Genomic DNA, 23,432 nt, shown 5'->3' with positions numbered 1-23,432 from the left:
CTGGTCACCGAGTGGCACCGTGAGGGAACGCGGGGCGAGTCCGGTTCGTCGAAGGGAGAACCGTGAGAGGCGGTGGGCGCATCAGAGTCGGGTGCGGGGGGCCGGAGACAGAAGGTGACACGGGGAGGGAGGAGGGAGCGGTGAGCATCTCGGAGAAACCGATGGCAACCGAGGGCGCCCCCCTTGAGGAGCGCCGGTCCTGGCCGATCTTCCAGCAGCCCCTGGGGCTGGTCGTCTACCTGATCCTGCTGGTCTTCGTCGCGTTGTTCCTGTTCGGGGTGGCGGCCGCGCAGACGGTTCCCACCGTTTCCGACCTCTCACTGCTGCTCGCCCTGGTGATCTCCGCGGTGGTGTGCGTCGAGGCGATCCGCCGCATCGACCTGCCCGCCGGAATCACCCGCGACCTCCTGGGGGCCTGGTGGTTCCCCGCGATGCTCCTCCTGCCCCCGGTGTACTCGCTCCTCATCCCCGTCCCCGTCTACCTGCTGCTCCAGCGCCGCAGCAGGCGCACCCTGCCGCACCGGCGCGTTTTCAACGCCGCCGCCATCGGCGTCTCCGGCTTCCTCGCCTCGGTGGTCTGGCACGGCGCCCAGGGCGGCCTGCTCGCCGGGATCAGCGGCTCCTCGAACGCGCACGAGTCCCTGCTCTCCCTCAGCGGCGTGATCCTGGCCCTGGCCTGCTGCGCCGGGTTCACCGTCATGAACACGTTCCTGGTCTTCCTGGGCACCAGGCTCAGCGGTGGATCGGGCAGCGTGCGGACCATGTGGGACCGGGAGGCCCTCCTGGTGGACTCCGCCGAGTTATGTGTCGGCGTGACCGTCGCGATCCTCGCCCAGTTGTCGATGTTCCTCCTCGTCATCGCGGTTCCGCCGGTCCTCCTGCTCCAGCGCAGCCTCGTCTACCAGCAGCTCCAGACCGCGGCGCGGACCGACCCCAAGACCGGTCTGCTCAACGCCCCCACCTGGGAGCAGGAGGCGGCCACCGAGATCAACCGGGCCCGCACCACGCGCGGTCGGGCGGCCGTGCTCATCGTGGACATCGACCACTTCAAGCGGGTGAACGACAGTTACGGTCACCTTTTCGGCGACCAGGTCCTGCTGGGCGTCGCGACGACCATCGCCCAACAGCTGCGCCAGTCGGACCTGCTGGGCCGGTTCGGCGGCGAGGAGTTCGTCGTGCTGCTGCCCGGGGCCGACGCCACCGAGGCCTGGCAGGCGGCCGAGCGGCTGCGCTCCCAGGTGGGGCGCATGGAGATCGCGGTGGAGGACGTCCAGGTCTCCATCACCATCTCCATCGGGGTGGCCGTCGCCGGTGACCACGGCAACGACCTCGTCGAACTGCTCACCGCGGCCGACCTCGCGCTCTACCGGGCGAAGGAGACCGGCCGCGACCGCGTGTGCCTGCCCGCCGGGCGCCCCGAGGTGACGGGGCAGATCCCCGGCCCCCGGGAGGGGCAGATCACCGATCCGGCCAACAGCCAGGGCGAGCCTTCCTGACCCGCTGACCAGCGGTAGGGAAGGCACCTGGGGAGTTGTCCACAGATCAGAGCCGACCGGTTGCGCCGTCACCCCCGGTGACCGAACGTTGAACCATGCCCGGTCAACAGCACGACCCCTCCTCCGGATCCGACGACCCCGCCCCCACCTCATCTCCCACTCCCGATCCCACTCCCGCACCCCTGCGCCTGCGTACCCCGACGGACCTGCTCGCCGCCCTGCCCTACCTGGTGGACCGACCGCTGGACGACGCGGTGGTCGCGCTGGTCCTCAGGCAGGACAGCGTCCTCGGGGTCCTGTACGGCGGACTCGACCACCTGGACCACGTCCTCACCCCGGACCGCAGCGGTCGGGCGGCGGTGGACGCCGCCCTCGCAGAGGACGGCAGCGCCCTGCTTGTGGCCGGTTTCGGTCACTCGGCGCGGGTCACGCCCCACGTGCGCGCGCTCCTGAGTGAGGCCCGAGCCCGGGGACTCCCCGTCCTGGAGGCCCTCCGGGTGACCGGCGACCGCTTCTGGTCCTACCTGTGCCACGACCCCGGCTGCTGCCCCGCCGAGGGGAGGCGCTTCGACGCGGACGCGTCCCCGGTCCCGGCCGGGGCGGTGGTGCGGGGGCTGGTGCCGCTCGGCCGGACCCCCTCCACGCGGACCGGGTTCCTGCTGGAGCCCGCGCACGGTCCGGCGAGGGCAGAGGCGGCAGAGGCGGTCGCCGCAGAGGAAGCCGCGCCCCACGAGGAGGCCGGTCACGTGGAACGCCGCACCGCCGAGGTGCTGGAGGCCCTGGCGGAGGAGGCGCTGCGACGGGTCACCGATCCTGCGGTCCTCGCCCGGCTGGGCGTCCACCTGACCCGTGTCCGGGTGCGGGACGCGGTGTGGACCCGCATCACACCGGAGTCCGCGCGCATCCACGTCCGGCTCTGGTCCCGCCTGGTCCGCCACCTGCCGGACCGCCTCCTCCCGGCACCGGCCGCCCTGCTGGCCGTGGCCGCCTGGCAGCACGACGACCTCGACCTGGCTCGCGCCGCGGTCGACGTGGCCCTGGAAGCGGAGCCGGGGTACGCGATGGCGGTGCTCATGGCCCGCGCTCTGAAGGTGGGCCTGCCCGCGGATCGCTGGCGCGGTTTCCTGGCCGCCCGCGTCACGGACGGGGACGGCGGGGAACCGGACCCCGAGAGAGCGCATGAGCCACGGAGGCCCTCGGGGTGGCTCCGTTTGGCTCAGCCACCCACTCCTGCACCATGCGTGATCACGTTTCACCGGGGTGGTCGCCGGGACGCCGCCGCGCGACCCGTGGGCCGGAATGTGCCTCTTCCGTGGTGTTGCGCGCCGAGGTCGGCTCCGCCTCCGGACCGAGGGTGTCGGGGTGGACGACACGACCAGCGATGCCATGCCCCACGGATCAGCAACCGGCCCCGGTGCCAGACTGCGGCGACCGGATTCGCCACCGGCTGACTCTGCCTCGGCGTCCCGGGCCTCCTGCTCGTGCTCGCCGGAGCGCTGATCATCCGCATGACCTTCCGGCGCGGGGTGGGACCGCGGGAATGACGGCTTCCGGCGAAGCGCGTCCGGTCACGAGTGCCACGACATCCGAGGGCCTTCCGGGCGGTCTGACTCCGCCCTCCGCACCCTGCGCACCGTCCGGTCCGGTGATCCTGTGCGGCGTGATGGCCCTGAGCGGCGCGGCTCCGGGGGCGAAGGTACGAGGGGTGGCCCCAGCTGCCGAGCTGACCGGGGAACGGCACTGCCCCGGCGGCCTCCGCGCGGTACGTTCCTTCGCCCCCCGATCGCCCGCGATGGCGGGGGCACCGGCCGGGACGCCCTAGGCTTGGAGGCATGCCGGAGTACATCTACACCATGCAAAACGTGCGCAAGGCGCACGGCGACAAGGTCGTCCTTGACAACGTTTCGGGGTCGTTCCTGCCCGGAGCCAAGATCGGTGTCGTTGGCCCGAACGGTTCGGGTAAGTCAACGCTGTTGAAGATCATGGCCGGCATCGAGCAGCCGTCCAACGGTGAGGCGCGGCTCATGCCCGGGTTCACCGTGGGTCTGCTCGCCCAGGAACCGCGCCTCGACGAGAGCAAGACGGTCCTGGAGAACGTCGAGGACGGCGTCGCCGAGACCAAGGCGATGCTGAACCGCTTCAACGAGATCGCCGAGCAGATGGCGACGGACTACTCCGACGACCTGCTCGAGGAGATGGGCAAGCTCCAGGAGCAGCTCGACCACCGCAACGCCTGGGACCTGGACAGCCAGCTCGCGCAGGCCATGGACGCCCTGCGCTGCCCGCCCGGTGACGCCTCCGTCACCCAGCTGTCCGGTGGCGAGAAGCGCCGCGTGGCGCTCTGCAAGCTGCTGCTCGAGGCCCCCGACCTCCTGCTGCTGGACGAGCCCACCAACCACCTGGACGCCGAGAGCGTGAACTGGTTGGAGCAGCACCTGTCCAAGTACGCGGGCACCGTCATCGCGATCACACACGACAGGTACTTCCTCGACCACGTCGCCACGTGGATCCTGGAGCTGGACCGCGGGAAGTTGTTCCCCTACGAGGGCAACTACAGCACCTACCTCGAGACCAAGCAGGCCCGTCTCAAGGTCGAGGGGCAAAAGGACGTCAAGAAGGCCAAGCGCCTCAAGGACGAGCTGGAGTGGGTCCGCTCCAACGCCAAGGCCCGCCAGACCAAGAGCAAGTCCCGTCTGGCACGCTACGAGGAGATGGCCGCCGAGGCCGACAAGACCCGCAAGCTGGACTTCGAGGAGATCCAGATCCCGCCGGGTCCGCGTCTGGGCAACACCGTGGTCGAGGTCAAGAACCTCACCAAGGGATTCGAGGACCGGGTGCTCATCGAGGACCTCAGCTTCTCGCTCCCGCCCAACGGCATCGTGGGCATCATCGGTCCGAACGGTGTCGGCAAGACGACGCTGTTCAAGATGATCGTCGGTGAGGAGGCCCCCGACGAGGGCAAGATCACCGTCGGTGACACGGTCGAGACCTCCTACGTCGACCAGTACCGGGGTCGGATCGACGACTCCAAGAACGTCTGGGAGACCATCTCCGACGGCGAGTCCTTCATCACCGTGGGCAAGGTCGAGATCCCCAGCCGCGCCTACGTCGCCGCCTTCGGTTTCAAGGGCTCGGACCAGCAGAAGTCCTCCGGTGTGCTCTCCGGTGGTGAGCGCAACCGGGTCAACCTGGCGCTCACCCTCAAGCAGGGCGGCAACCTGCTGCTCCTGGACGAGCCCACCAACGACCTGGACGTCGAGACCCTCGGTTCGCTGGAGAACGCCATCCTGGACTTCCCGGGCTGCGCCGTGATCACCTCCCACGACCGGTGGTTCCTGGACCGCGTCGCCACGCACATCCTGGCCTGGGAGGGCGGCTCCTCCTGGTACTGGTTCGAGGGCAACTTCGAGTCCTACGAGAAGAACAAGGTCGAGCGCCTCGGCCCGGAGGCCGCGCGCCCCCACGCGGTCACCCACCGCAAGCTCACCCGCGACTAGTCACGGGTTCGCCGTCAGGCCCCGCCGTCCGGAGACCTCCGGGGGCGGGGCCTTCCGCGTGCCCCGGAGGGGCCGGGTTGTTCCCCTTGTGGACGGCCTCGGGGAGGGAGCGTGAACGTGGCATACCCTGGGGGCGATGACTTCCGCGCGTGATGACCACCAGAGCGCGGGCGAAGAGCCCGCGCGAATGACGTTCTACGAGGCCGTGGGCGGTGAGGAGACCTTCACCCGCCTGGTCCGCCGTTTCTACGAGGGCGTCGCCGACGACCCCGTGCTGCGGCCCATGTACCCCGAGGAGGATCTGGGCCCCGCCGAGGAGCGGCTGCGTCTGTTCCTCATCCAGTACTGGGGCGGCCCCCGCACCTACAACGAGCAGCGGGGCCACCCGCGCCTGCGCATGCGCCACGTGCCGTTCCGGATCGGCGCCGCCGAGCGGGACCTGTGGCTCAAGCACATGCGTGACGCCGTGGACTCCCTGGACCTGCACGAGGTCCTCGAGCGCCAGCTCTGGGAGTACATGGTGATGGCCGCGCACAGCATGGTGAACGTCGCCGAGGACGCCACCCCGCCGGCGGTGGTCGAGCCGACCTCACTGCGCGTGGGCGGCGACGGCAAGGTGCGGCGTGACACCGGGGGCGCGGGTGACGATGACGACGGCGAGGCCGTCACCATCTCCCTGAAGCGGTGACCCGCCCCCTCAGGAGAACCTGTGCAGGAGCGAGCGCTCGGCGTCGTTGAGGCGCCGGGCGCTCTGCGTTGCCACGTCGAAGCCGACCAGAACGGTCCTGGCGCGGAGGTACACGCGGTCCTCGTCGAGGATCTCGTAGTCCATGGTGAAGCTGGCGTTGCGCACCCCGGACACCCACAGCTCCACGCGCACCGGCTCGATCCTGGGCAGTAGCGGGGCGACGTAGTCGGCCTCCTGGCGGGCCACCACCGTCGCGCCGAACGCCTCGGGGGCGTCCCCGCCCGCCCCGAAGTGGAGGAAACCGACGCGGGCGTCCTCAAGGTAGGTCAGCATCCGGACGTTGTTCACGTGCTGCTGCGGGTCAAGGTCGGCGTAGCGCACCTGGGCCAGGTGAACGTACCGCTGGGGTCCGGTGGTCGCGGCGTTCTCGGCCTCGGTCTGTGTCACGTCCTGCATCCTCTCCGCGGGGTGGGCGCGCCCCGCACCATGTGGTGCGGGACGCGCCCCGACTCCGACGATTCTCCCAAAGACCACCTGGGTGAACCCCGGCGCGGGAGGCCCTCCCTCTGTGTCCTTGCTCTCCTCACCCGCAGGAGGGCGCCGAGGTCAGGGCGTCGAGAGCCCCAGGTGGTGGGCGAGGAAGGCGAGCTGGTCGGCGGTCAGGGCCGTGCTCCGGCTCACCGACCGGGAGCTGTGCCCGACCTCGGCCTCACGGCGCACGAGGATCGGCTTCTCCTCGACCGGCGCCGAGGTGGCCGACTGCATCTCCGCGCACAGTTTGCGCGCGTGCAGCGGGTCCACCCGGGTGTCGTTGTCGAACACCGTGAACAGGGTGGCCGGGTACCGGGTGCCCTCACGCACGTTGTGGTACGGCGAGTAGCCCAGCAGCCAGCCCAGCTGCTCGGGGTCCTCCGCGCTGCCGTACTCCACGTTCCACAGCTGGCCCAGGCCGAACCTCTCGTAGCGCACCATGTCCAGCAGCGGCGCCGAGCACACGGCGGCCGAGAACAGGTCCGGGCGCTGGGTGACCATCGATCCCACCAGCAGCCCGCCGTTGCTGCCGCCCATGACGGCGAGCCGCTCCGGCGTGGTGATCCCGCTGCTGATCAGGTGTTCGGCGGCCGCCGCGCAGTCGTCGAACACGTTCTGCTTGTTGGCGAGCATGCCGCCCCGGTGCCACTCCTCACCCTCCTCCAAGCCGCCGCGCAGGTTGGCGACGGCGTACACGCCCCCGGCGCGCACCCACGCCAGGATCGCGGCGGAGTAGCCCGGGGTGAGGGAGATCTGGAAGCCGCCGTACCCGTAGAGGATGGTCGGCCTCGGGCCGTCGGCGGGCTCCGCGGGGGAGACCACCAGCATGCGGACGGTGGTGCCGTCCTTGGAGGTGAACGCGACCTGTTCGGTCCGGACCTCGGGCAGGTCGATCTCGCCCGGGAAACCGGCCCACGGGGTCACCTCCCCGCTCCGCGCGTCGTAGTGGTACACCGACGAGGGGTGGGTGTTGTCGGTGTACCCGAACCACGCCTCGTGCCCGCCCTCGGGCCTGGTGCTCAGCCCGGCGAGGCTGCCCAGACCGGGCATGGGGAGCGCGCCGAGGCGCTCCCCGGTCTCAGGGTCGTGCCGGGTGATCTCGCTGACGGCGTGCCGGCTCCACACGGCCAGGAGCTCGGGGGTGCCGTTGCCGTCCCAACCCAGGAGGGAGTGGCCCTCCAGGACCGCCTCCCGGTCCTCGGGGATCAGCGTGGTCCAGTTCTCGTACCCGGGCGCGGCCGGGTCGGCGACGCACAGGCGCCCGCGCGGGGCCTCACGGTCCGTGAACAGGTACAGGCGGCCGTCCCGGCCCAACGTGGGGTGCAGGTCGGAGTCGACGCCCTCCTGGACCGTGACCAGGCGGGGGCTCTCCAGGGGGCCCTCCTCCAGGTCCGCGACCCAGGCGTTGGTCGCGGACGAGGTGCCCCGTACGGAGGTCAGGACCAGCCAGCGACCGTCCTGGCTCACCTCGACCCCGAAGTACTCGGTCTTCTCCCGGCCCTGGCCGAAGACCAGGGCGTCCTGGTCGTCGGGGGTGCCCAGCCGGTGCAGGTAGACGCGGCGGTGGTAGGAGGTCTCCTCCTCGGGCACGTCCTCCGGGGGAAGGCGGCGCACGTAGTAGAAGGCCGACGCGTCCGGCAGCCAGGCCACCGGGCTGTAGCGGGTGCGGTCGATGGGGCCGTCGACGAGCTCGCCGGAGTCGACGTCGATGACGCGCAGCGACGACTCCTCGTTGCCGCCCTCGGAGAGCTGGTAGGCGAGGAGTCGGCCGTCGGGGGAGGGGCGCCACGCGTCGAGGGTGGTCAGGCCGGAGGGGTCGAGGGCGCCGGGGTCGATCAGGACGCGTTCGGGATCGTCACCGTCCCGCACGTGCAGCACCGCGTGCTCCTGGCCGGGGGCACGCCGGGTGACGAAGCGCCGGTCGCCGCGCCAGAGCGGTGTGCCCTCGTGCCCCGCGCCCATGAGTGAGCGCACCTGACCCGCGAACCAGTCGCGGGTCACGTAGTCGCTCGACAGCTTCTGGTACAGGTCGTCCTGGGCGTCGGACCACGCCTTGGTGTCCGTGGAGTCGGCGTCCTCCAGCCACCTGTAGGGGTCGCGGACAGTGTGTCCGTGGAGGGTCTCGTTGATGTCCAGCCGAGTGGCCGGGGGATAGCGGAGTTCGCGCATACTTCGCACCCTATCCACCGTTATCTCACTGTGTGTGTTCGGCGCGGCGGGAGGATGAATCCGGGGCGCCGGGACGCAGAATGGGTTCCAGAAAGCGACAACGGGTGTTTTCTGGGCGGCCCGACGTAAATTGGGGTGGCGCCGGAGCGGTCCGAACAAGCAAACTGAATGCGGGACGCAACTCGGCGGGAACCACCGGGAGGTCCGTGTGGCAAGGCGTACGGAGACACCGATCCTCGGGTCGGTGCACAGGGAGGTCACCTGGCTGGCTGATCGGCTGGCCGGGGAAGAGACACGGCGGTCGCACGCGGCCGTCGGGGCGACGCGATGAGCGCCCGACGCAGCCGGGAGGGTGGTCCAGGTACCGCCCGCCGCCACGTGCTGCTGCTCAACGCCAGCTTTGAACCACTGACGACGCTGCCCCTGCGCAGAGCGATCCTGCTCGTGCTGCGCGAGAAGGCGGAGGTCGTTCACGATGACGGCGCGGGGGCGGTGCTGCACTCGGCGACGCGCTCCTACGACGTACCGTCGGTGATCAGGCTTCGGCGCTACATCAGCGTCCCCTACAGCCGGAGAGTGCCCCTCACCCGGGTGGCGCTCATGCGGCGGGACCGGCACATCTGCGGTTACTGCGGGAAGAAGGCGGAGACGATCGACCACGTCATCCCCCGGAGCCGCGGTGGCGCGCACGTGTGGGAGAACGTGGTGGCGGCATGCAAGCCGTGCAACCACCGGAAGGCGGACAAGTTCCTGGACGAGATCGGCTGGGAACTGCACATCACCCCCAAGGTGCCCAAGGGCCCCCACTGGCGGTTGATCAACGGTGACCTGCACGGTGACCCCCAGTGGGAACCGTACATGGCACATCTGGCCGCCTAGGCGGCAGCAAGGGTCGGAACCGGGCGTCCCACCCGGCCCGGACGGCGCCCCCGGTGAGTCGACCCCGTCGACTCGCCGGGGGCGCCCCCGTGCACCGGGTCGGGGAGGGGCTGGAGACCGACCCCGTCCCGGCCTATCCTTGGGTCATGCCCCGATACGACTTCCGCTGCCGCGAGTGCGGCGACACCTTCGAGCTCTCCCGTCCCATGGCCGAGTCCGACGCCCCCGCCGACTGCCCCCGGGGCCACGACGACACCGTTCGCCTGCTGTCCACCGTGGCCGTGGGCGGACGCGCCGCCGCCCCCGCGTCCTCCGGTGGAGGAGGCTGCTGCGGGGGCGGCTGCTGCGGCTGAGGCCGCCCTACCTCTCGATCTGGGTGACGTCGCGCGCCGCGCCGGTGGAGGCCGAGGTGGCCATCGCCGCGTAGGCGCGCAGCGCGGCGGTCACCGGGCGCTGGCGGTCGCGCGGCTGGAACCGGCCCAGCTCCTTGAGCAGGCGCTCCCTGCGTGTGTTCAGCTCCTCCTCGCCGACCTCCAGCACGATGCCCCGGTTCGGGATGTCGATGCTGATGGTGTCGCCGTCCTCGACCAGGGCGATGTCGCCGCCCGCGGCCGCCTCGGGGGAGGCGTGGCCGATGGACAGCCCCGAGGTGCCGCCGGAGAAGCGGCCGTCGGTGATGAGCGCGCAGGCCTTGCCCAGGCCGCGGCCCTTGAGGAAGCTCGTCGGGTACAGCATCTCCTGCATCCCGGGGCCGCCCTTGGGGCCCTCGTAGCGGATGACCACCACGTCACCGGGTTCGATCTGCTTGTTGAGGATGCCGTCCACGGCGTCCTCCTGCGACTCGAACACCTTCGCGGGCCCAGAGAAGGTCCACAGCTCCTCCTCCACACCGGCGGTCTTGACGATCGCGCCGTCCGGGGCGAGGTTGCCGAACAGCACGGCCAGGCCGCCGTCCTTGGTGTAGGCGTGCTCCACGGAGCGGACGCAGCCCTTCTCGCGGTCGGCGTCCAGCGTGTCCCAGCGGACGCTCTGGGAGTAGGCCTTGGTGGTGCGCACACCGCCGGGGGCGGCGTGGAACAGCTCCACGGCCTCGGGCAGCACCGCATCCGAGGCGATGTCCCACTCGGCGAGGAACTCGCCCACGGTCTTTCCGTGCACGGTGGGCAGCGAGGTGTCGAGCAGGCCGCCCCGGGCCAGCTCGCCCAGGATGGCGGGGATGCCGCCCGCCCGGTGGACGTCCTCGATGTGGTACTTCTCGGTGTTCGGCGCAACCTTGCACAGGCAGGGGACGCGGCGGGAGACGGCGTCGATCTCGGGCAGCCCGAAGTCCACTCCGGCCTCGGTGGCGGTGGCCAGCAGGTGCAGGATCGTGTTGGTGGAGCCGCCCATGGCCACGTCCAGCGCCATGGCGTTGCCGAAGGCCGCGGGGGTGGCGATGGACAGCGGCAGCACGGAGGCGTCGTCGTCGCGGTAGTAGCGCTGGGCGGCCTCCACCACCAGGCGCCCGGCGTCCTCGTAGAGGGCCTTGCGCGCGGTGTGGGTGGCCAGGACCGTGCCGTTGCCGGGCAGGGCCAGCCCCATGGCCTCGGTGAGGCAGTTCATCGAGTTGGCGGTGAACATGCCCGAGCAGGAGCCGCAGGTGGGGCAGGCGTTCTCCTCCATCTCGTCCAGCTCGGCCTGGGAGACGCTCTCGTCCGCCGCCGCGATCATGGGGTTGATCAGGTCGAGCTTGCGGACCGTGGTGGCGGTGCCGTCGACCACCGTGACCTTCCCGGCCTCCATGGGGCCGCCGGAGACGAACACGGTGGGGATGTTCAGGCGCATCGCGGCGAGCAGCATGCCCGGGGTGATCTTGTCGCAGTTGGACACGCACACCAGGGCGTCGGCGCAGTGCGCGTTGACCATGTACTCGAGCGAGTCGGCGATCAGCTCGCGGCTGGGCAGCGAGTAGAGCATGCCGCCATGGCCCATCGCGATACCGTCGTCGACGGCGATGGAGTTGAACTCGCGGGGCACGCCGCCCGCCTGGCGGATGGCGTTCGCGACGACCTCGGCGACCTCGCGCAGGTGCACGTGTCCGGGCACGAACTCCGTGAAGCTGTTGGCCACGGCCACGATGGGCTTGCCGAAGTCCTCGCGCTCCACGCCGGTGGCGCGCATGAGGGCGCGGGCACCTGCCATGTTCCTGCCGTGGGTGACCGTGCGTGAGCGTAGGGCTGGCATGGGGTGGACTCCCATCGATACGGGTGTTTCCCCACGATGGTAGTCCCCCTCAGGGGCAGGTTCGGTCTCGCCGGAGGAGACGCCCGTTCCGGATGTTGAGATTGGTCGAGGTGGAGGCCCCCGTTCGCCGTGTCTCCGGGGGGTGCTCGGGCCGGTCCCGGGAACGCGGGAGGCCCGGAGGCCACGACGGTGTGGCTGGTTCCGGGCCTTGGCGCGATGGAGGGGGACGGGGTCAGTAGCGCGGCGGCAGGGCCTTGCTGGCGGCCTGGTAGATCTCCTCGATCTCGGTCTCACTCAGGCGGTCGCGTCCGCTACGCAGCCACTTGCGGACCTTGGTGCCGGTGATGATGTCCACGCCCCGCAGCCGGTGACTGTCCCAGGGCATGCCCGGGCCGTAGATGGCCAGGGAGGCGCGCACCGAGATGTCGCGGCCGAGCTCCTTGCTGATGAGCTCCTCCGCGCGCTTGGCCTCCTCCAGGGCCTCGTCGATGCGCTCGTTCTTGCTGAACCGGCCGTGGTAGAGCTTCTCCAGCTTGTTGCGCAGCGGGAGACGCTTGTCCCAGGACTCCGAGTCGATGGCGAACGCGCCGCGCCGACCCACGATGAAGTGGTCGATCTGCCCGTTGCCGCCGGGGACGGCGCGCGCGTGGAGGACGCGGTAGCCGAGCTGCTTCATGAGTTTGAGCTGGACCTCGGTACGGCGTTGGGCCGCCGAGGGCTTGCGCCAGCGGGGGATCTCCGACTCCCGGCGGGCGCTCCAGACCATCACCCCGACCAGGACGATGAGACCGAGGGTGACGCCGACCCTCCAGTCTCCGGTGAGCATGCCGAAGGCACCCGCCACCGCCCCGGCCGGAACGCTCCGGAAGATCCAGCGGCGGACGGCGTCGTTCGACTTCAGAGCCCCGTACAGGGCTCTGGTGTTCGCCGCCCCGCCTTCCTTGCGTTGGTTGGGGAAGAAGAGGGCCTCGGGTCGTTCGTGCTCCGACCCTTCGGAGGATGAGCTACGACCGTTCACTCTGGTTGCCGATTCCACGACGGACAGGTTAGTTCCATCCATATCCGAGTCCTAGTGCATTACTTCTCACACTTTTCTTCCCTGATGTCCTGGCGCCCAAGCGTGTCCGGGGCGTCGGAACGGGGAAGGATTGCTCTTTCGTCACCTCTCTGGAGAAGTACCGTTCTTCGGCGTGGTGCCCGTTGCCCTACCCGGTTAACCTCGGGTGGCATGACCAGAATTCATGAACTTCCCGCGCACCGACTCGCCGCGTTGGTCCGCAGTCGTGAACTGTCGCCTGTTGAGATCGCTGAGCACTATCTCGAGCGAATTCGGAGGTTGGACGACCGGTACGGCGCCTACGTTACGGTCGCTGAAGAATTGGCTCTGGAACAGGCCCGAAATGCACAGAAACGCGTTCTGAGCGACACGCCGGACGATCTGCCCCCGCTCCTCGGTGTCCCGTTGCCCATCAAGGACCTGGACACCCTCGCCGGAGTCCGCGTCACCTTCGGCTCACGCCTGTACGCCGACCTCGTGGCACCCACCGACTCGGCGGCGGTCGCCCAGCTGCGCGAGGCGGGCGCGGTCTTCCTCGGCAAGACCAACACCCCCGAGTTCGGCGCCACCTGCCACACCGAGAACGCCGTCGCCCCACCCAGCCGCAACCCCTGGGACACCACCCGCTCGCCGGGCGGTTCCAGCGGGGGCGCCGCCGCGGCCGTGGCCGCCGGGCTCGCACCCGTGGCCCAGGGCAGCGACGGCGGCGGGTCCATCCGCATTCCGGCGAGTGTCTGCGGCCTCTTCGGGCTCAAGCCCACCCGGGGGCGGATCTCCCTTGGACCCGACCGCGCCGACCTCAACGGACTGTCCACGGCGGGACCGATCACCCGCACGGTCCTGGACGCCGCCCTGATGCTGGACGCCATGGCGGTCAACCTCCCCGGCGACCTGTTCACCGCTCCGCCCCTGCCCCCCGGCGAGACCTTCGCCGACCACGCCCGGCGCGAACCCGGACAGCTGCGCCTCGCCCGCTACTCCGACACCGGGTCCACGGGCATCCCCGTCCACCCCGACGTGCTCGCCGCCCACGAGGAGACCACCCGGCTGCTCCTGGAGCTGGGCCACGAGGTCGAGGAGATCGACAACCCCTTCGAGTCCGCCTTCGGAGGGACCTTCGCCGACGACTTCCCGTACCTGTGGGCGGCCATCGCCTCGGCCACGCCCGTCGACCCGGCCCGCGAGGGCGAGCTCACACCGATCTACCAGTGGCTCCGCGAACGCGCCCGCCGGACCACCGTCCCCGAACACGTGCAGGCCACCGCCCGCCTCCAGCGCGGCACCCGCGCGATGCTCACGGCCACGGAACGCTTCGACGCCGTCCTGAGCCCCACCCTGGCCCGGCCGCCGGTGCCGATCGGGCACTTCACCTCGGGCGGACCGGAGGAGGAGTTCCGGCTCATGACCGAGTTCACCCCGTTCACCTCGATCTACAACGTGACCGGGCAGCCCTCGGTGAGCGTCCCGCTGTACTGGTCGCCGAGCGGTCTGCCGATCGGCTCCATGCTCACGGGGCGGATGGGCGGTGAGGGGACCCTTCTGTCCCTGTCGGCGCAGCTGGAGCGGGCCCGTCCATGGGCACACCGGGTTCCCGGGGGCTGGACGGACTGACCCCCTCGAAGCCGACGGCGTCTCCCTCGGCCGTGGTGGAGGCGGCCGAGACCAGCGACGCGCCGGACCCTGGTGCTGCCGGGCTCGCGTCGAGGACGGCGGACACCTCCGCCGGGTCGGCGGCTTCAGCCGCGGCGTCCTCGCGGTCCGTGGACCCCGAAGCGCGGCCCAGGAACAGGCTGAGGACGGCGGACACCAGTACCAGCGCGGCCGCGCCCAGCGCGCCGCCCGCGATCCCGTTGGTGTCCACCAGCGCACCGGTCAGCGGCCCCGCCACCGCCGCGCCGATGCTCATGGCCGTGGCCATCCAGCCGAACGCCTCCGCCCTGCGATGGGCGGGGGCGGTGTCGCCCAGGCGCCCCATCGCGGCGGCCAGGGTGGGCGCCAGCGCCAGACCCGAGACGAAGAGCAGCGGGGTGATCAGCAGCGGGGTCGGCAGGTGGCTGACCGGCGGCAGGAACGGGACCAACACCGCGATGCCCAGTGCCGCCCCGAAGGCCCGCAGCGGCAGCCGCGGGGCGCCCCGGAGCGCCCCGGCCACCGCGCCGCCCACCAGGGAGCCCAGCGCCCAGACCGAGGCCAGCACCATCACGTAGTGCGGCGCGCCCAGCTCGTTGGCCCAGGCCACGATCACCAGGTCCATGCCGACCACACCGGAGACGATCATCCCGCACATCGCGAACAGCAGGCAGAGCGCCGGGTGGAAGAGCAGACTGCGGTTCACCCGGGTGGAGGCGCGGTCCTGCCTGCCAGCGGGCTCCTGCGGGACCGTGGCGGCGCGGTCCGGTTCGGCGGGGCCGGTCACGTCCGCGCGGCGCAGGGCCAGAGCGAACCCCACCGCGCCCATCAGTCCCAGAATCCCCAGGAGCAACAGCGCCCAGCGTGGACCGGCGAACGCCACCACACCGGCGGTGAGGATCGGGGAGAAGACGAAGATCAGTTCCTGGGTGGTGGCCTCGGCCGCGTAGATCGCCTGCCGCTCCGAACCCGTGGTCAGCCGGGGCCAGAGCGCGCGCACGATCTGGTTGGCCGGGGTGCCGAAGAGGCCGGTGCCCAGGGCCAGGGGGATGGAGACCCACCACAGCGACGCGGGCAGCAGCGCCAGGGTCGCCAGACCGACCGTGAACACCACGCCGCACACCAGCACCAGACGGTCGCTGTTGCCCCGGTCGGCCATGCGCCCGCGCAACGGTCCCACCAGCGCCATGCCCAGGGTGAACGCGCCCGCCACCAGGCCCGCGAGGGTGTAGGACCCCGTCCAGCCCTGCACGAGGAAGGTGACCGCGATCATCAACCCCGGTGTGTAGAACCGGGCCGCGAGGGACCAGATCAACAGGGACAGGACGTGGGGCACGGCGAAGAGCCGTCGGTAGTTGGCGAGCACGTGTTCGATTATGCCGCTCCCACCGGGCGCTTCGCCAAGGGATTCCCCCACCGTCCCCCGGTGCGAGCGGGGCCAGGGAAAGCCAGGGGAAAGGGGAGGTCGAGCCGGAGCCCAGGAACGTCGAGGGGAAGCATCTTCTGTCCCCACGCCGGGTCGTCCTGCGGTGTACGCGCGCCACCGTGGGGCATGATCGGTGTCTGTGAGGGACGTTCAGCTGACCCGGGTCGCCGAGCGCTACGGGGTCGCGACCGCATACGAGGACTGGCGGGGCCGGCAGGTGCCCGTCAGTCCGGACACGATCCGCCATGTCCTTTCCGCCCTGGGGGCGGACCCGACCGATCCCGACGCGGGACCGGGGCACGGCCTGCTGCCACCCGCCGTGGTGGTTCGGGAGGGCAAGGCACCGGACCTGGCGCTGCCCGAAGGCGCCCGAGCCTCCGTGGAGACCTCGGACGGCGGCCTGCTGCCGTTCGACCCGGGGCTGCCCTTGGGCGTGCACACCCTGCGGGTCACCGACAGGGGGACCGAACACGACGCCCCGATCCTGGTCGTCCCCGACCGGATCGAATCCACCGCGCTGCGTGACAACCCCCGTCTCTGGGGACTGATGGCGCAGGTCTACAGCGTGCGCTCCCGGGCCTCATGGGGCACGGGGGACCTGCGTGACCTCTCCGAACTCGCGGAGTGGAGCGCCCGGGACCTCGGCGCCGACTTCACCCTGATCAACCCGGTACACGCCACCGAACCCGTCACACCGCTGGAACCCTCCCCGTACCTGCCGGTCAGCCGCCGCTACGCCAGCCCGCTGTACGTCCGTGTGGAGGACGTCCCCGAGTACGCGCGGCTGGACCCCGCCCAGCGCGAGGGCATCCAGCGCCTGGCGCGGCCGCTGCGCGAACGCGGCCGCACCGCCGACCTCCTCGACCGCGACGCCGTCTGGGAGGCCAAGCTCACCGCCCTGGAGATCCTCTTCCAGGTTCCGCGGGCACCGGGCCGTGAGGAGGCGCTGCGCCACTACCTGGAGCGCGAGGGCCAGCCCCTGGTGGAGTTCGCGACGTGGTCGGCGCTCGCGGAGGAGCACGGCTCCGACTGCCGGACCTGGCCCTCGGAGCTGCGCGACGTCGGCTCGCTCACCGTGGGCAGACGGGCCCTGGACCTGTGGCCGCGCGTGGAGTTCCACCGCTGGCTCCAGTGGATCCTGGACGAACAGCTGGCCCAGGCGCAGGGAAGCGCCCTCGACAGCGGCATGGACGTGGGCATCGTCCACGACCTCGCCATCGGCGTGCAGGCGGGCGGCGCGGACGCGTGGATGTACGGCGACGCCCTCGTCCACGGACTGCACGTGGGCGCCCCGCCGGACGAGTTCAACCGGCGCGGGCAGGACTGGGGGCAGCCGCCCTGGAACCCCACCCGCCTCGCTCAGCTGGGCTACGGGCCGTTCCGCCAGATCCTCTCCCAGGGCCTGCGGCACGCGGGCGGCCTGCGGATGGACCACGTCATGGGCCTGTTCCGGCTGTGGTGCGTGCCCGAGGGCGCCTCGGCCGACCAGGGCACCTACCTGCGCTTCGACCACGAGGGCACGGTCGGCGCGCTGGTGCTGGAGGCCCGGCGCGCGGACGCGGTGATCGTCGGCGAGGACCTGGGCACCGTCGAGCCCTGGGTCCGCGACCACCTCTCCGACCGCGGGGTCCTCGGCACCTCCGTGCTGTGGTTCGAGAACGACGCGGACGGCGAACCGCTCGCGCCCGACAGGTGGCGCCGGGACTGTCTGGCCACCGTGGCAACCCACGACCTCCCACCCGTCTCCTCGTACCTGTCGGCCGAGCACGTGGAGTTGCGCGACCGCCTCGGCCTGCTCGACCGGCCCGTGGCAGAGGAACGGGCCGACTCCGAGGCCCGGGTGGCCCAGTGGTGCGCCCTGCTGGTGTACCTGGGGCTCCTGGAGGAGGACGCCGACCCGGTGGGGGACCCGGCCTCCGTGGTCGCCGCGATGCACGCCTACCTGGCCGCGACCCCGGCCCGGATGCTCGGGGTCGCGCTCACCGACGTGGTGGGGGAGCGGCGCATGCAGAACCAACCGGGGACCAGCACCGAATACCCGAACTGGCGGATACCGCTCACCAGCGGCGAGGGCGAACCGGTCCTGGTCGACGAGTTGCTGGCCGACCCCAGGATGGTCGCCCGGGTGCGCCGCACCCTGGGTCCCCTCGGCCACCAGGGCCGCGGCCTCTAGGGCGGGCCGACCACCGGGCACACGATCCACCGAAGACGGGACGGCCCCGGGGAACACTGTCCCCGGGGCCGTCCCCTGTGCGCTCAGACCCTGGACGTCAGCCGTTCTGACCGGCGGCGATGTCCTTGGCGCGGGCACGCAGGGCACGCTCCACCCCGGCCCGCCCCTCGATCAGCAGGCGGTACAGCGCCGGAGCCGGGGAGTGCTCGGCGACATAGGCGTCGGTGCGCTCCAGGGTCGCCTCCTCCACCAGCTGACTCGGGTACACGATCTCGGCGAAGGACTGCGCGAACTCACCGGTCCACTTCTCCCACGCCGGGGCGAGCTGGGCGAAGTACCGCTCCACGTAGGGGCGGAACAGCTCCGCCTGGCGCGGCTCGGTGAAGCCCAGCAGGGTGGCGCGGAACTCGGCGTTGGCCAGGTCCCCGCCCACGATCCGCTCCCAGGCGGTCTCCTTGGCCTCGGCCGTGGGGATCGCGGCCCGGGCGCCGGCGGCGTTTCGCTGACCGGCGGCGGTCGGGTCGGCCACCAGCTCGGCGGCGATCTCCGCCTCACCCGCCGCACCCGCGGCGACCAGGCGGCGCAGCAGGGTCCAGCGCAGGTCGGTGTCGACCTCCAGGCCCTCCACCGTGATCGCGCCGTCCAGCAGCCCCCGCAGAAGGGAAAGGTGGGCGTCGGTCACGGCCGCGTCCGCCAGGGCGTTGACGTAGGCCAGCTGGAGGTCGCCGCCGGGCTCGGCGGACGACAGCAGCTCGCTGAGACGGTCGGCCAGCAGCGCGAACCCGAACGGGCGCCACGCCGGGTCCGCGTAGTTGATGAGCGCTCCCGAGGCCTGGCGGAGCAGGGTCTGGGCCACTGTGACGTCGTTGACGCCGCTGATGCCGGAGGTCACCAGCGCCACGTAGTCCCGGGCGGCCATCTCACCGTCGCGGGTCATGTCCCATGCGGCGCCGAAGGCCAGCGCGCGCGGCAGCGACTCGCGGATCTCTCCCGCGCCCTCCACCACGGTGCGCAGGGAGCGCTCGTCCAGACGGATCTTGGTGAAGGTGAGGTCGTCGTCGTTGATGAGCACCAGGTCCGGCTGGGCCCTGCCGACCAGGTCGGCGACCTCGGTACGGGCCCCGCTGACGTCCAGCTCCACGCGCTCACGGCGCACGATGCCGTCGGCGGTGCGGTCGTACAGGCCCACGGCCAGCCGGTGCGAGCGCAGCGTGGGGTGCTCGGAGGCGGCCTCCTGGAGGATCGTGAACGACGTGAAGTCGCCGTTCGCGTCGACCTCGAACTCCGGGCGCATGGTGTTGACGCCCGTGGTCTCCAGCCACTCCTTCGACCAGCTGGACAGGTCACGGCCGGACGCGGCCTCCAGGTGCTTGAGGAGGTCGTGCAGCTCGGTGTTGCCGAACGCGTTCTCCTTGAAGTAGGCGCGCACGCCCGCGAAGAACGCGTCCACGCCCACGTAGGCGGCCAGCTGCTTGAGGACGGAGGCGCCCTTGGCGTAGGTGATGCCGTCGAAGTTGACCTCGACCGCCTGGATGTCGACCATGTCGGCGGCGATCGGGTGCGTGGAGGGCAGCTGGTCCTGGCGCAGCGCCCACGCCTTCTCCACGTTGGCGAAGGTCGTCCAGGCGTCCGACCACTGGGTGGCGTTGACCTGGCAGTACACGCTCGCGTAGGTCGCGAACGACTCGTTCAGCCACAGGTCGTCCCACCAGCGCATGGTGACGAGGTCACCGAACCACATGTGCGCCATCTCGTGCAGGATCGTCTCGGCGCGGCGCTCGTAGCGGGCGTCGGTGACGCGGGAGCGGAAGACGTAGTCCTCCAGGAACGTCACCGCGCCCGCGTTCTCCATCGCGCCCGCGTTGAACTCGGGCACGAACAGCTGGTCGTACTTGCCGAACGGGTAGCGCAGGTCGAACAGGCCGTGGAAGAAGTCGAAGCCCTGCTTGGTGACCTCGAACAACGCGTCGGAGTCCAGGTGCTCGGCGAGCGAGGCGCGGCAGTACAGGCCCAGCGGGATGCCGTCGTGCTCGTCGCGGACCACGTGGTACGGACCGGCGATCAGCGCGGTGATGTAGGTGGACATCACCTGGGTGGCGGGGAAGTGCCAGCGCACCCGCTCCTCACCCGCGGCCTCGCGTTCCACGTCGGGGGCGCTGTTGGAGACGACCTCCCACGACGGCGGCGCGTACACGGTCAGCTCGAACGTGGACTTGAGGTCGGGCTGGTCGAAGCACGTGAACATGCGGTGCGCGTCGGCCGTCTCGAACTGGCTGTACAGGTACACCGAGTCGTCGACGGGGTCCACGAACCGGTGCAGGCCCTCGCCGGTGCGCATGTACGCGGCGTCGGCGACGACGGTCAGCTCGTTCTCGGCGGCCAGGTCCGGGAGGGTGAGCCGCTCGCCGTCGAACAGTTCGGCCACGTCCAGCTCGCGCCCGTTGAGCACGGCGCTGCTGACTCTCGGCGCGGCCAGGTCGACGAAGGTCCGCGCGCCCGGCTCCGAGCTGGAGAAGCGCACGACGGTGGTGGACCGGAAGGTCTCGTCACCCGTGGTCAGGTCCAGCTCCACGGCGTAGGAGTCCACGCCGAGAATGCGGGCCCGCTCCTTGGCCTCGTCCCGTGTCAGGTTCCCTGCCACGCCACGCTCCCTTCACGGCCGTCTTCGTCGTCGGCCGGAAATCGGTTGTCGACCGCGTCGGGCCCGCCGACTGGGGGTGGGCGCCGTCGGGCCTGAGGTCGTTGTCGTCGGTTCGATCCTGTCACGCGGCGGGGCGGAATGCGCAACCGATCACCGTGGTTGACGATCCATGGCGGCGGTGCGTTCTCGGCGGACCGCGGCCATCGGAACCCGAACTTCCCCCAGGCCCGAGACCTCGGGCCCCGGACGAGGAGCAGCGATGACCCAGACCCCCGCACAGCCAGGCGAGCCGGAGACCGTGTTCGCGGACATGTGGTTCGACCCGGCCTGCCCGTGGGCCTGGATCACCTCCCGCTGGCTGCTGGAGGTGGAGAAGGTCCGCCCCGTGACCGTGCGCTGGCACGTGATGAGCCTGAGCGTGCTCAACGAGGGACGCGACCTGCCCGCGGACTACCGGCACTTCCTGGACCGCGCCTGGGGCGCGGTGCGCGTGTGCGTCGCCGCCGAGGAGCGCTTCGGCCCCGAGGTGCTCGGCGCCCTCTACACGGCCCTGGGCACCCGCTACCACGACCGTGGCGAGGCGAAGGAAACGGACACCGTCCGGGCGGCCCTGGCCGACGCCGGACTGCCCGAGGACCTGGCGGAGGCCGCCGACTCCACCGCGTACGATGAGGCCCTGCGCGCCTCGCACGGCGAGGCGATGAAGCTGGTGGGGGAGGACGTCGGTACGCCCGTCATCCAGGTGGAGGACGTGGCCTTCTTCGGGCCGGTCGTCTCCCCGATCCCGCGCGGCGAGGCCGCCGGGAAGCTGTGGGACGGTGTGCGCCTGGTCGCCGGGACCGACGGGTTCTTCGAGCTCAAGCGCACCCGCACGCGCTCGCCCATCTTCGACTGACCACCTCACCGGGAGCACCCATGCCAGGGCCTGACGACGACCGCCGCGCCACCTTCCTCGACGACCTCGACCTGCTGCCCGACACCACGAGCGACGAGCGCTCGGAGGGGTGGGGCGACAGCGACGAGGACTCCACCACGCGGCTGATCGCCGACCGTCCCCCGCACTGGGGCTGACCTCCGGCGCCGAACCGGGCCCGGCCCTCGGCGCCCGGCCGGGGCGGGTATCCGTGGAACCACGGGTGCCCGCCCCGCCGTCGGGTATCCGTGGAACCACGGGTGCCCGCCCCGCCGTCGCTTCCGCGGCCCCCTCGCTCTGGCCAACCCGAATCGCGTTCTGCGAAAGTGGGGCCATGCGATCCCTCTACATCGACGGCGCCTGGCGTGACTCCGCCTCAGACGAGGCCCTTGACGTGGTCAACCCGGCGACCGAGAAGGTCATCGACACCGTTCCGGCGGGTGCCGCCGCCGACGTCGACGCCGCGGTCGAGGCCGCCGCGTCCGCTCTCCCCGCCTGGTCCGCGCTCACCCCGGGCCAGCGCGTCACCCACCTGTCCCGCGCGCGGGAGCTGTTCGACGCCCGCCTCGACGACGTCGCCCGGCTGCTGACGACCGACATGGGCGCGCCCGCCACCTTCGCCACCAAGGTGCAGGCCGGTCTGCCCTCGCGCATGTTCGGCACCTACATCGACCTGGTCGAGGAGCACGGAGAGCGCTACTTCGGCGGCGAGGAGGTTGGCAACTCCCTGGTGGTGCACGAGCCGGTCGGCGTGGTCGGCGCCATCACCCCGTGGAACTACCCGCTGCACCAGATCGTCCTGAAGGTGGTCCCCGCGCTCCTCGCGGGCAACACCGTGGTCCTCAAGCCGAGCGAGGTCGCCCCGCTGAGCGCCTACTGGCTGGCGGAGATCCTCCACGAGGCCGGTCTGCCCGCGGGCGTGTTCAACCTCGTCTCCGGTACCGGGCCGGTGGTGGGCGAGGCGATCGCCGCCCATCCGAGGGTGGACATGGTCTCCTTCACCGGCTCCACCCGCGCCGGGACCCGGGTGTCCCAGGTCGCAGCCGAGACGATCAAGCGGGTCGCCCTGGAACTGGGCGGCAAGTCGCCCAACGTCATCCTGCCCGGAGCCGACCTCGCCAAGGCGGTCAAGCGCGGCGTCGCCGACGTCATGCGCAACACCGGCCAGAGCTGCAATGCCCTCACCCGCATGCTCGTGCACCGCGACTCCTACGAGGAGGCAGTGGAGCTGGCCGCCGAGTCCGCGGCCAAGTACGTGCCGGGCGACCCCGAGGACGAGGCCACCCGGCTGGGTCCGCTGGTCTCGGCCGCGCAGCGGGACAAGGTCCGCGCCTACGTCGACCTCGGGGTGGAGGAGGGCGCGCGCCTGGTCACCGGGGGTTCCGAACCCGTCGAGGAGCGGGCCGTCGGCTACTACGTCCGCCCGACCGTCTTCGCGGACGTGCGCAACGACATGCGCGTCGCCCAGGAGGAGATCTTCGGCCCGGTACTCGTCCTCATCGCCTACGACACGGTGGAGGAGGCGGTGGGGATCGCCAACGACACCGTCTACGGGCTCAACGCCGCCGTGTGGGCCGGGGACCCCGACGAGGGCCTGGCCGTCGCCCGTCGCCTCCGGGCGGGGCAGGTGGAGCTCAACGGCGGGGCCCTGAACCCGCGTGCCCCCTTCGGCGGGTACAAGCGCTCCGGCAACGGACGCGAGTGGGGCCTGCCCGGACTGGTGGAGTTCTGCGAGGTCAAGGCCGTGCAGAGGTGACCCCTGTGTCCGGTCTCACCGCCCCCCACCAGGTACTCCCGGAATCGGACCCGGTGACGCGCGCGTTGTGCGGTGTGGAAAGATTCCGACTGGTCATCCCCTGGTCGAACCCAATCGAGGTGTGAGTTGAGCAGCAAGCCCGCGGTCTCCAAGGCAGGTCCTCTCGGTAAGGACCTCAAGTCGATCCTCGTCTACAACCTGATCGCCATCCTGTCGATGGCCGGCTTCGCCGTCCTCGGTCTGAGCGTGGCGGCGGCCGCCGCCGGGGCCTGATCCCCCGCGCGACCCACACGACGCGCGCCGCGCCCCTCGCCGGTCACACCGACCGGGTGGGGTGCGGCGTCGTCTGTTCCC

The 23,432-nt window shown here is 71.2% G+C and carries 18 protein-coding genes; 12 read left to right on the top strand and 6 right to left on the bottom strand.

Features of this window, described 5'->3' with window-relative positions; translation table 11 throughout:
* Positions 1-140 precede the first annotated feature (140 nt).
* The 4 genes from BDW27_RS04955 to BDW27_RS04940 all read left to right on the top strand — a co-directional run bounded on the left by BDW27_RS04955 (position 141) and on the right by BDW27_RS04940 (position 5,681).
* Complete coding sequence (locus tag BDW27_RS04955) at positions 141-1,496, top strand: GGDEF domain-containing protein (RefSeq protein ID WP_017545164.1); 1,356 nt, start codon at positions 141-143, stop codon at positions 1,494-1,496.
* A gap of 95 nt (positions 1,497-1,591) precedes the next feature.
* The gene (locus BDW27_RS04950) at positions 1,592-2,947 is read left to right on the top strand and encodes a DUF4192 domain-containing protein (RefSeq protein ID WP_110048382.1); all 1,356 of its coding nucleotides are present in this window, start codon (positions 1,592-1,594) and stop codon (positions 2,945-2,947) included.
* 381 nt (positions 2,948-3,328) lie between these two features.
* On the top strand, positions 3,329-4,993 hold the full coding sequence (gene ettA / locus BDW27_RS04945) for an energy-dependent translational throttle protein EttA (RefSeq protein ID WP_017545166.1): 1,665 nt from the start codon (positions 3,329-3,331) through the stop codon (positions 4,991-4,993).
* Positions 4,994-5,129: 136 nt separating this feature from the next.
* Positions 5,130-5,681 (top strand): globin, encoded by a 552-nt coding sequence (locus BDW27_RS04940; protein WP_233515638.1) that lies wholly within the window; start codon positions 5,130-5,132, stop codon positions 5,679-5,681.
* Between the two features lie 9 nt (positions 5,682-5,690).
* On the opposite strand, the gene BDW27_RS04935 is transcribed toward BDW27_RS04940, so the two are convergent.
* The gene (locus BDW27_RS04935) at positions 5,691-6,128 is read right to left on the bottom strand and encodes a thioesterase family protein (protein WP_026129368.1); all 438 of its coding nucleotides are present in this window, start codon (positions 6,126-6,128) and stop codon (positions 5,691-5,693) included.
* A gap of 159 nt (positions 6,129-6,287) precedes the next feature.
* On the bottom strand, positions 6,288-8,381 hold the full coding sequence (locus tag BDW27_RS04930; RefSeq protein WP_110048380.1) for a prolyl oligopeptidase family protein: 2,094 nt from the start codon (positions 8,379-8,381) through the stop codon (positions 6,288-6,290).
* A gap of 378 nt (positions 8,382-8,759) precedes the next feature.
* Here BDW27_RS04930 and BDW27_RS04925 point away from each other — a divergent pair, with 378 nt between their 5' ends.
* On the top strand, positions 8,760-9,260 hold the full coding sequence (locus tag BDW27_RS04925; RefSeq protein ID WP_017545170.1) for an HNH endonuclease: 501 nt from the start codon (positions 8,760-8,762) through the stop codon (positions 9,258-9,260).
* A 146-nt stretch (positions 9,261-9,406) separates the two neighbouring features.
* Positions 9,407-9,613 (top strand): zinc ribbon domain-containing protein, encoded by a 207-nt coding sequence (locus BDW27_RS04920; protein ID WP_026129369.1) that lies wholly within the window; start codon positions 9,407-9,409, stop codon positions 9,611-9,613.
* 7 nt (positions 9,614-9,620) lie between these two features.
* Here BDW27_RS04920 and ilvD read toward each other — a convergent pair whose 3' ends face one another.
* Positions 9,621-11,483, bottom strand: a complete 1,863-nt coding sequence (ilvD, locus tag BDW27_RS04915) for a dihydroxy-acid dehydratase (protein WP_110048379.1) — start codon at positions 11,481-11,483, stop codon at positions 9,621-9,623.
* Positions 11,484-11,715: 232 nt separating this feature from the next.
* Entirely contained in the window at positions 11,716-12,501 is a 786-nt protein-coding gene (locus BDW27_RS04910; RefSeq protein WP_110048378.1) for a nuclease-related domain-containing protein, read from the bottom strand.
* Positions 12,502-12,711: 210 nt separating this feature from the next.
* On the opposite strand from BDW27_RS04910, the gene BDW27_RS04905 reads away from it, so the two are divergent.
* Complete coding sequence (locus BDW27_RS04905; protein ID WP_110048377.1) at positions 12,712-14,151, top strand: amidase; 1,440 nt, start codon at positions 12,712-12,714, stop codon at positions 14,149-14,151.
* Here the strand turns inward: BDW27_RS04905 and BDW27_RS04900 are convergent.
* Positions 14,048-15,535, bottom strand: a complete 1,488-nt coding sequence (locus BDW27_RS04900) for an MFS transporter (protein ID WP_110048376.1) — start codon at positions 15,533-15,535, stop codon at positions 14,048-14,050. The genes BDW27_RS04905 and BDW27_RS04900 overlap by 104 nt on opposite strands.
* Positions 15,536-15,734: 199 nt before the next feature.
* On the opposite strand from BDW27_RS04900, the gene malQ reads away from it, so the two are divergent.
* Positions 15,735-17,768 carry a 4-alpha-glucanotransferase gene (gene malQ / locus BDW27_RS04895; RefSeq protein WP_110048375.1) on the top strand — a complete coding sequence of 678 codons (2,034 nt, stop codon included), beginning with the start codon at positions 15,735-15,737 and terminating at the stop codon, positions 17,766-17,768.
* Positions 17,769-17,865: 97 nt separating this feature from the next.
* On the opposite strand, the gene pepN is transcribed toward malQ, so the two are convergent.
* Positions 17,866-20,409, bottom strand: a complete 2,544-nt coding sequence (gene pepN, locus BDW27_RS04890) for an aminopeptidase N (RefSeq protein WP_110048374.1) — start codon at positions 20,407-20,409, stop codon at positions 17,866-17,868.
* 259 nt (positions 20,410-20,668) lie between these two features.
* Here pepN and BDW27_RS04885 point away from each other — a divergent pair, with 259 nt between their 5' ends.
* The 4 genes from BDW27_RS04885 to BDW27_RS27380 all read left to right on the top strand — a co-directional run bounded on the left by BDW27_RS04885 (position 20,669) and on the right by BDW27_RS27380 (position 23,351).
* The gene (locus BDW27_RS04885) at positions 20,669-21,304 is read left to right on the top strand and encodes a DsbA family protein (RefSeq protein WP_110048373.1); all 636 of its coding nucleotides are present in this window, start codon (positions 20,669-20,671) and stop codon (positions 21,302-21,304) included.
* A 20-nt stretch (positions 21,305-21,324) separates the two neighbouring features.
* A complete protein-coding gene (locus tag BDW27_RS27385) occupies positions 21,325-21,480 on the top strand; it encodes a hypothetical protein (protein ID WP_199560537.1) in 156 nt (51 codons plus the stop codon).
* A 176-nt stretch (positions 21,481-21,656) separates the two neighbouring features.
* On the top strand, positions 21,657-23,078 hold the full coding sequence (locus BDW27_RS04880) for an aldehyde dehydrogenase family protein (RefSeq protein ID WP_110048372.1): 1,422 nt from the start codon (positions 21,657-21,659) through the stop codon (positions 23,076-23,078).
* 126 nt (positions 23,079-23,204) lie between these two features.
* Complete coding sequence (locus tag BDW27_RS27380; protein WP_017545181.1) at positions 23,205-23,351, top strand: hypothetical protein; 147 nt, start codon at positions 23,205-23,207, stop codon at positions 23,349-23,351.
* The last annotated feature ends 81 nt before the right edge of the window (positions 23,352-23,432 follow it).

It is taken from the genome of Nocardiopsis sp. L17-MgMaSL7 (assembly GCF_003182025.1).
GTDB lineage: Bacteria > Actinomycetota > Actinomycetes > Streptosporangiales > Streptosporangiaceae > Nocardiopsis > Nocardiopsis prasina.
The sequence above is the reverse complement of the archived record's forward strand: the minus strand, read 5'-3'. Positions and strand labels throughout refer to the sequence as shown.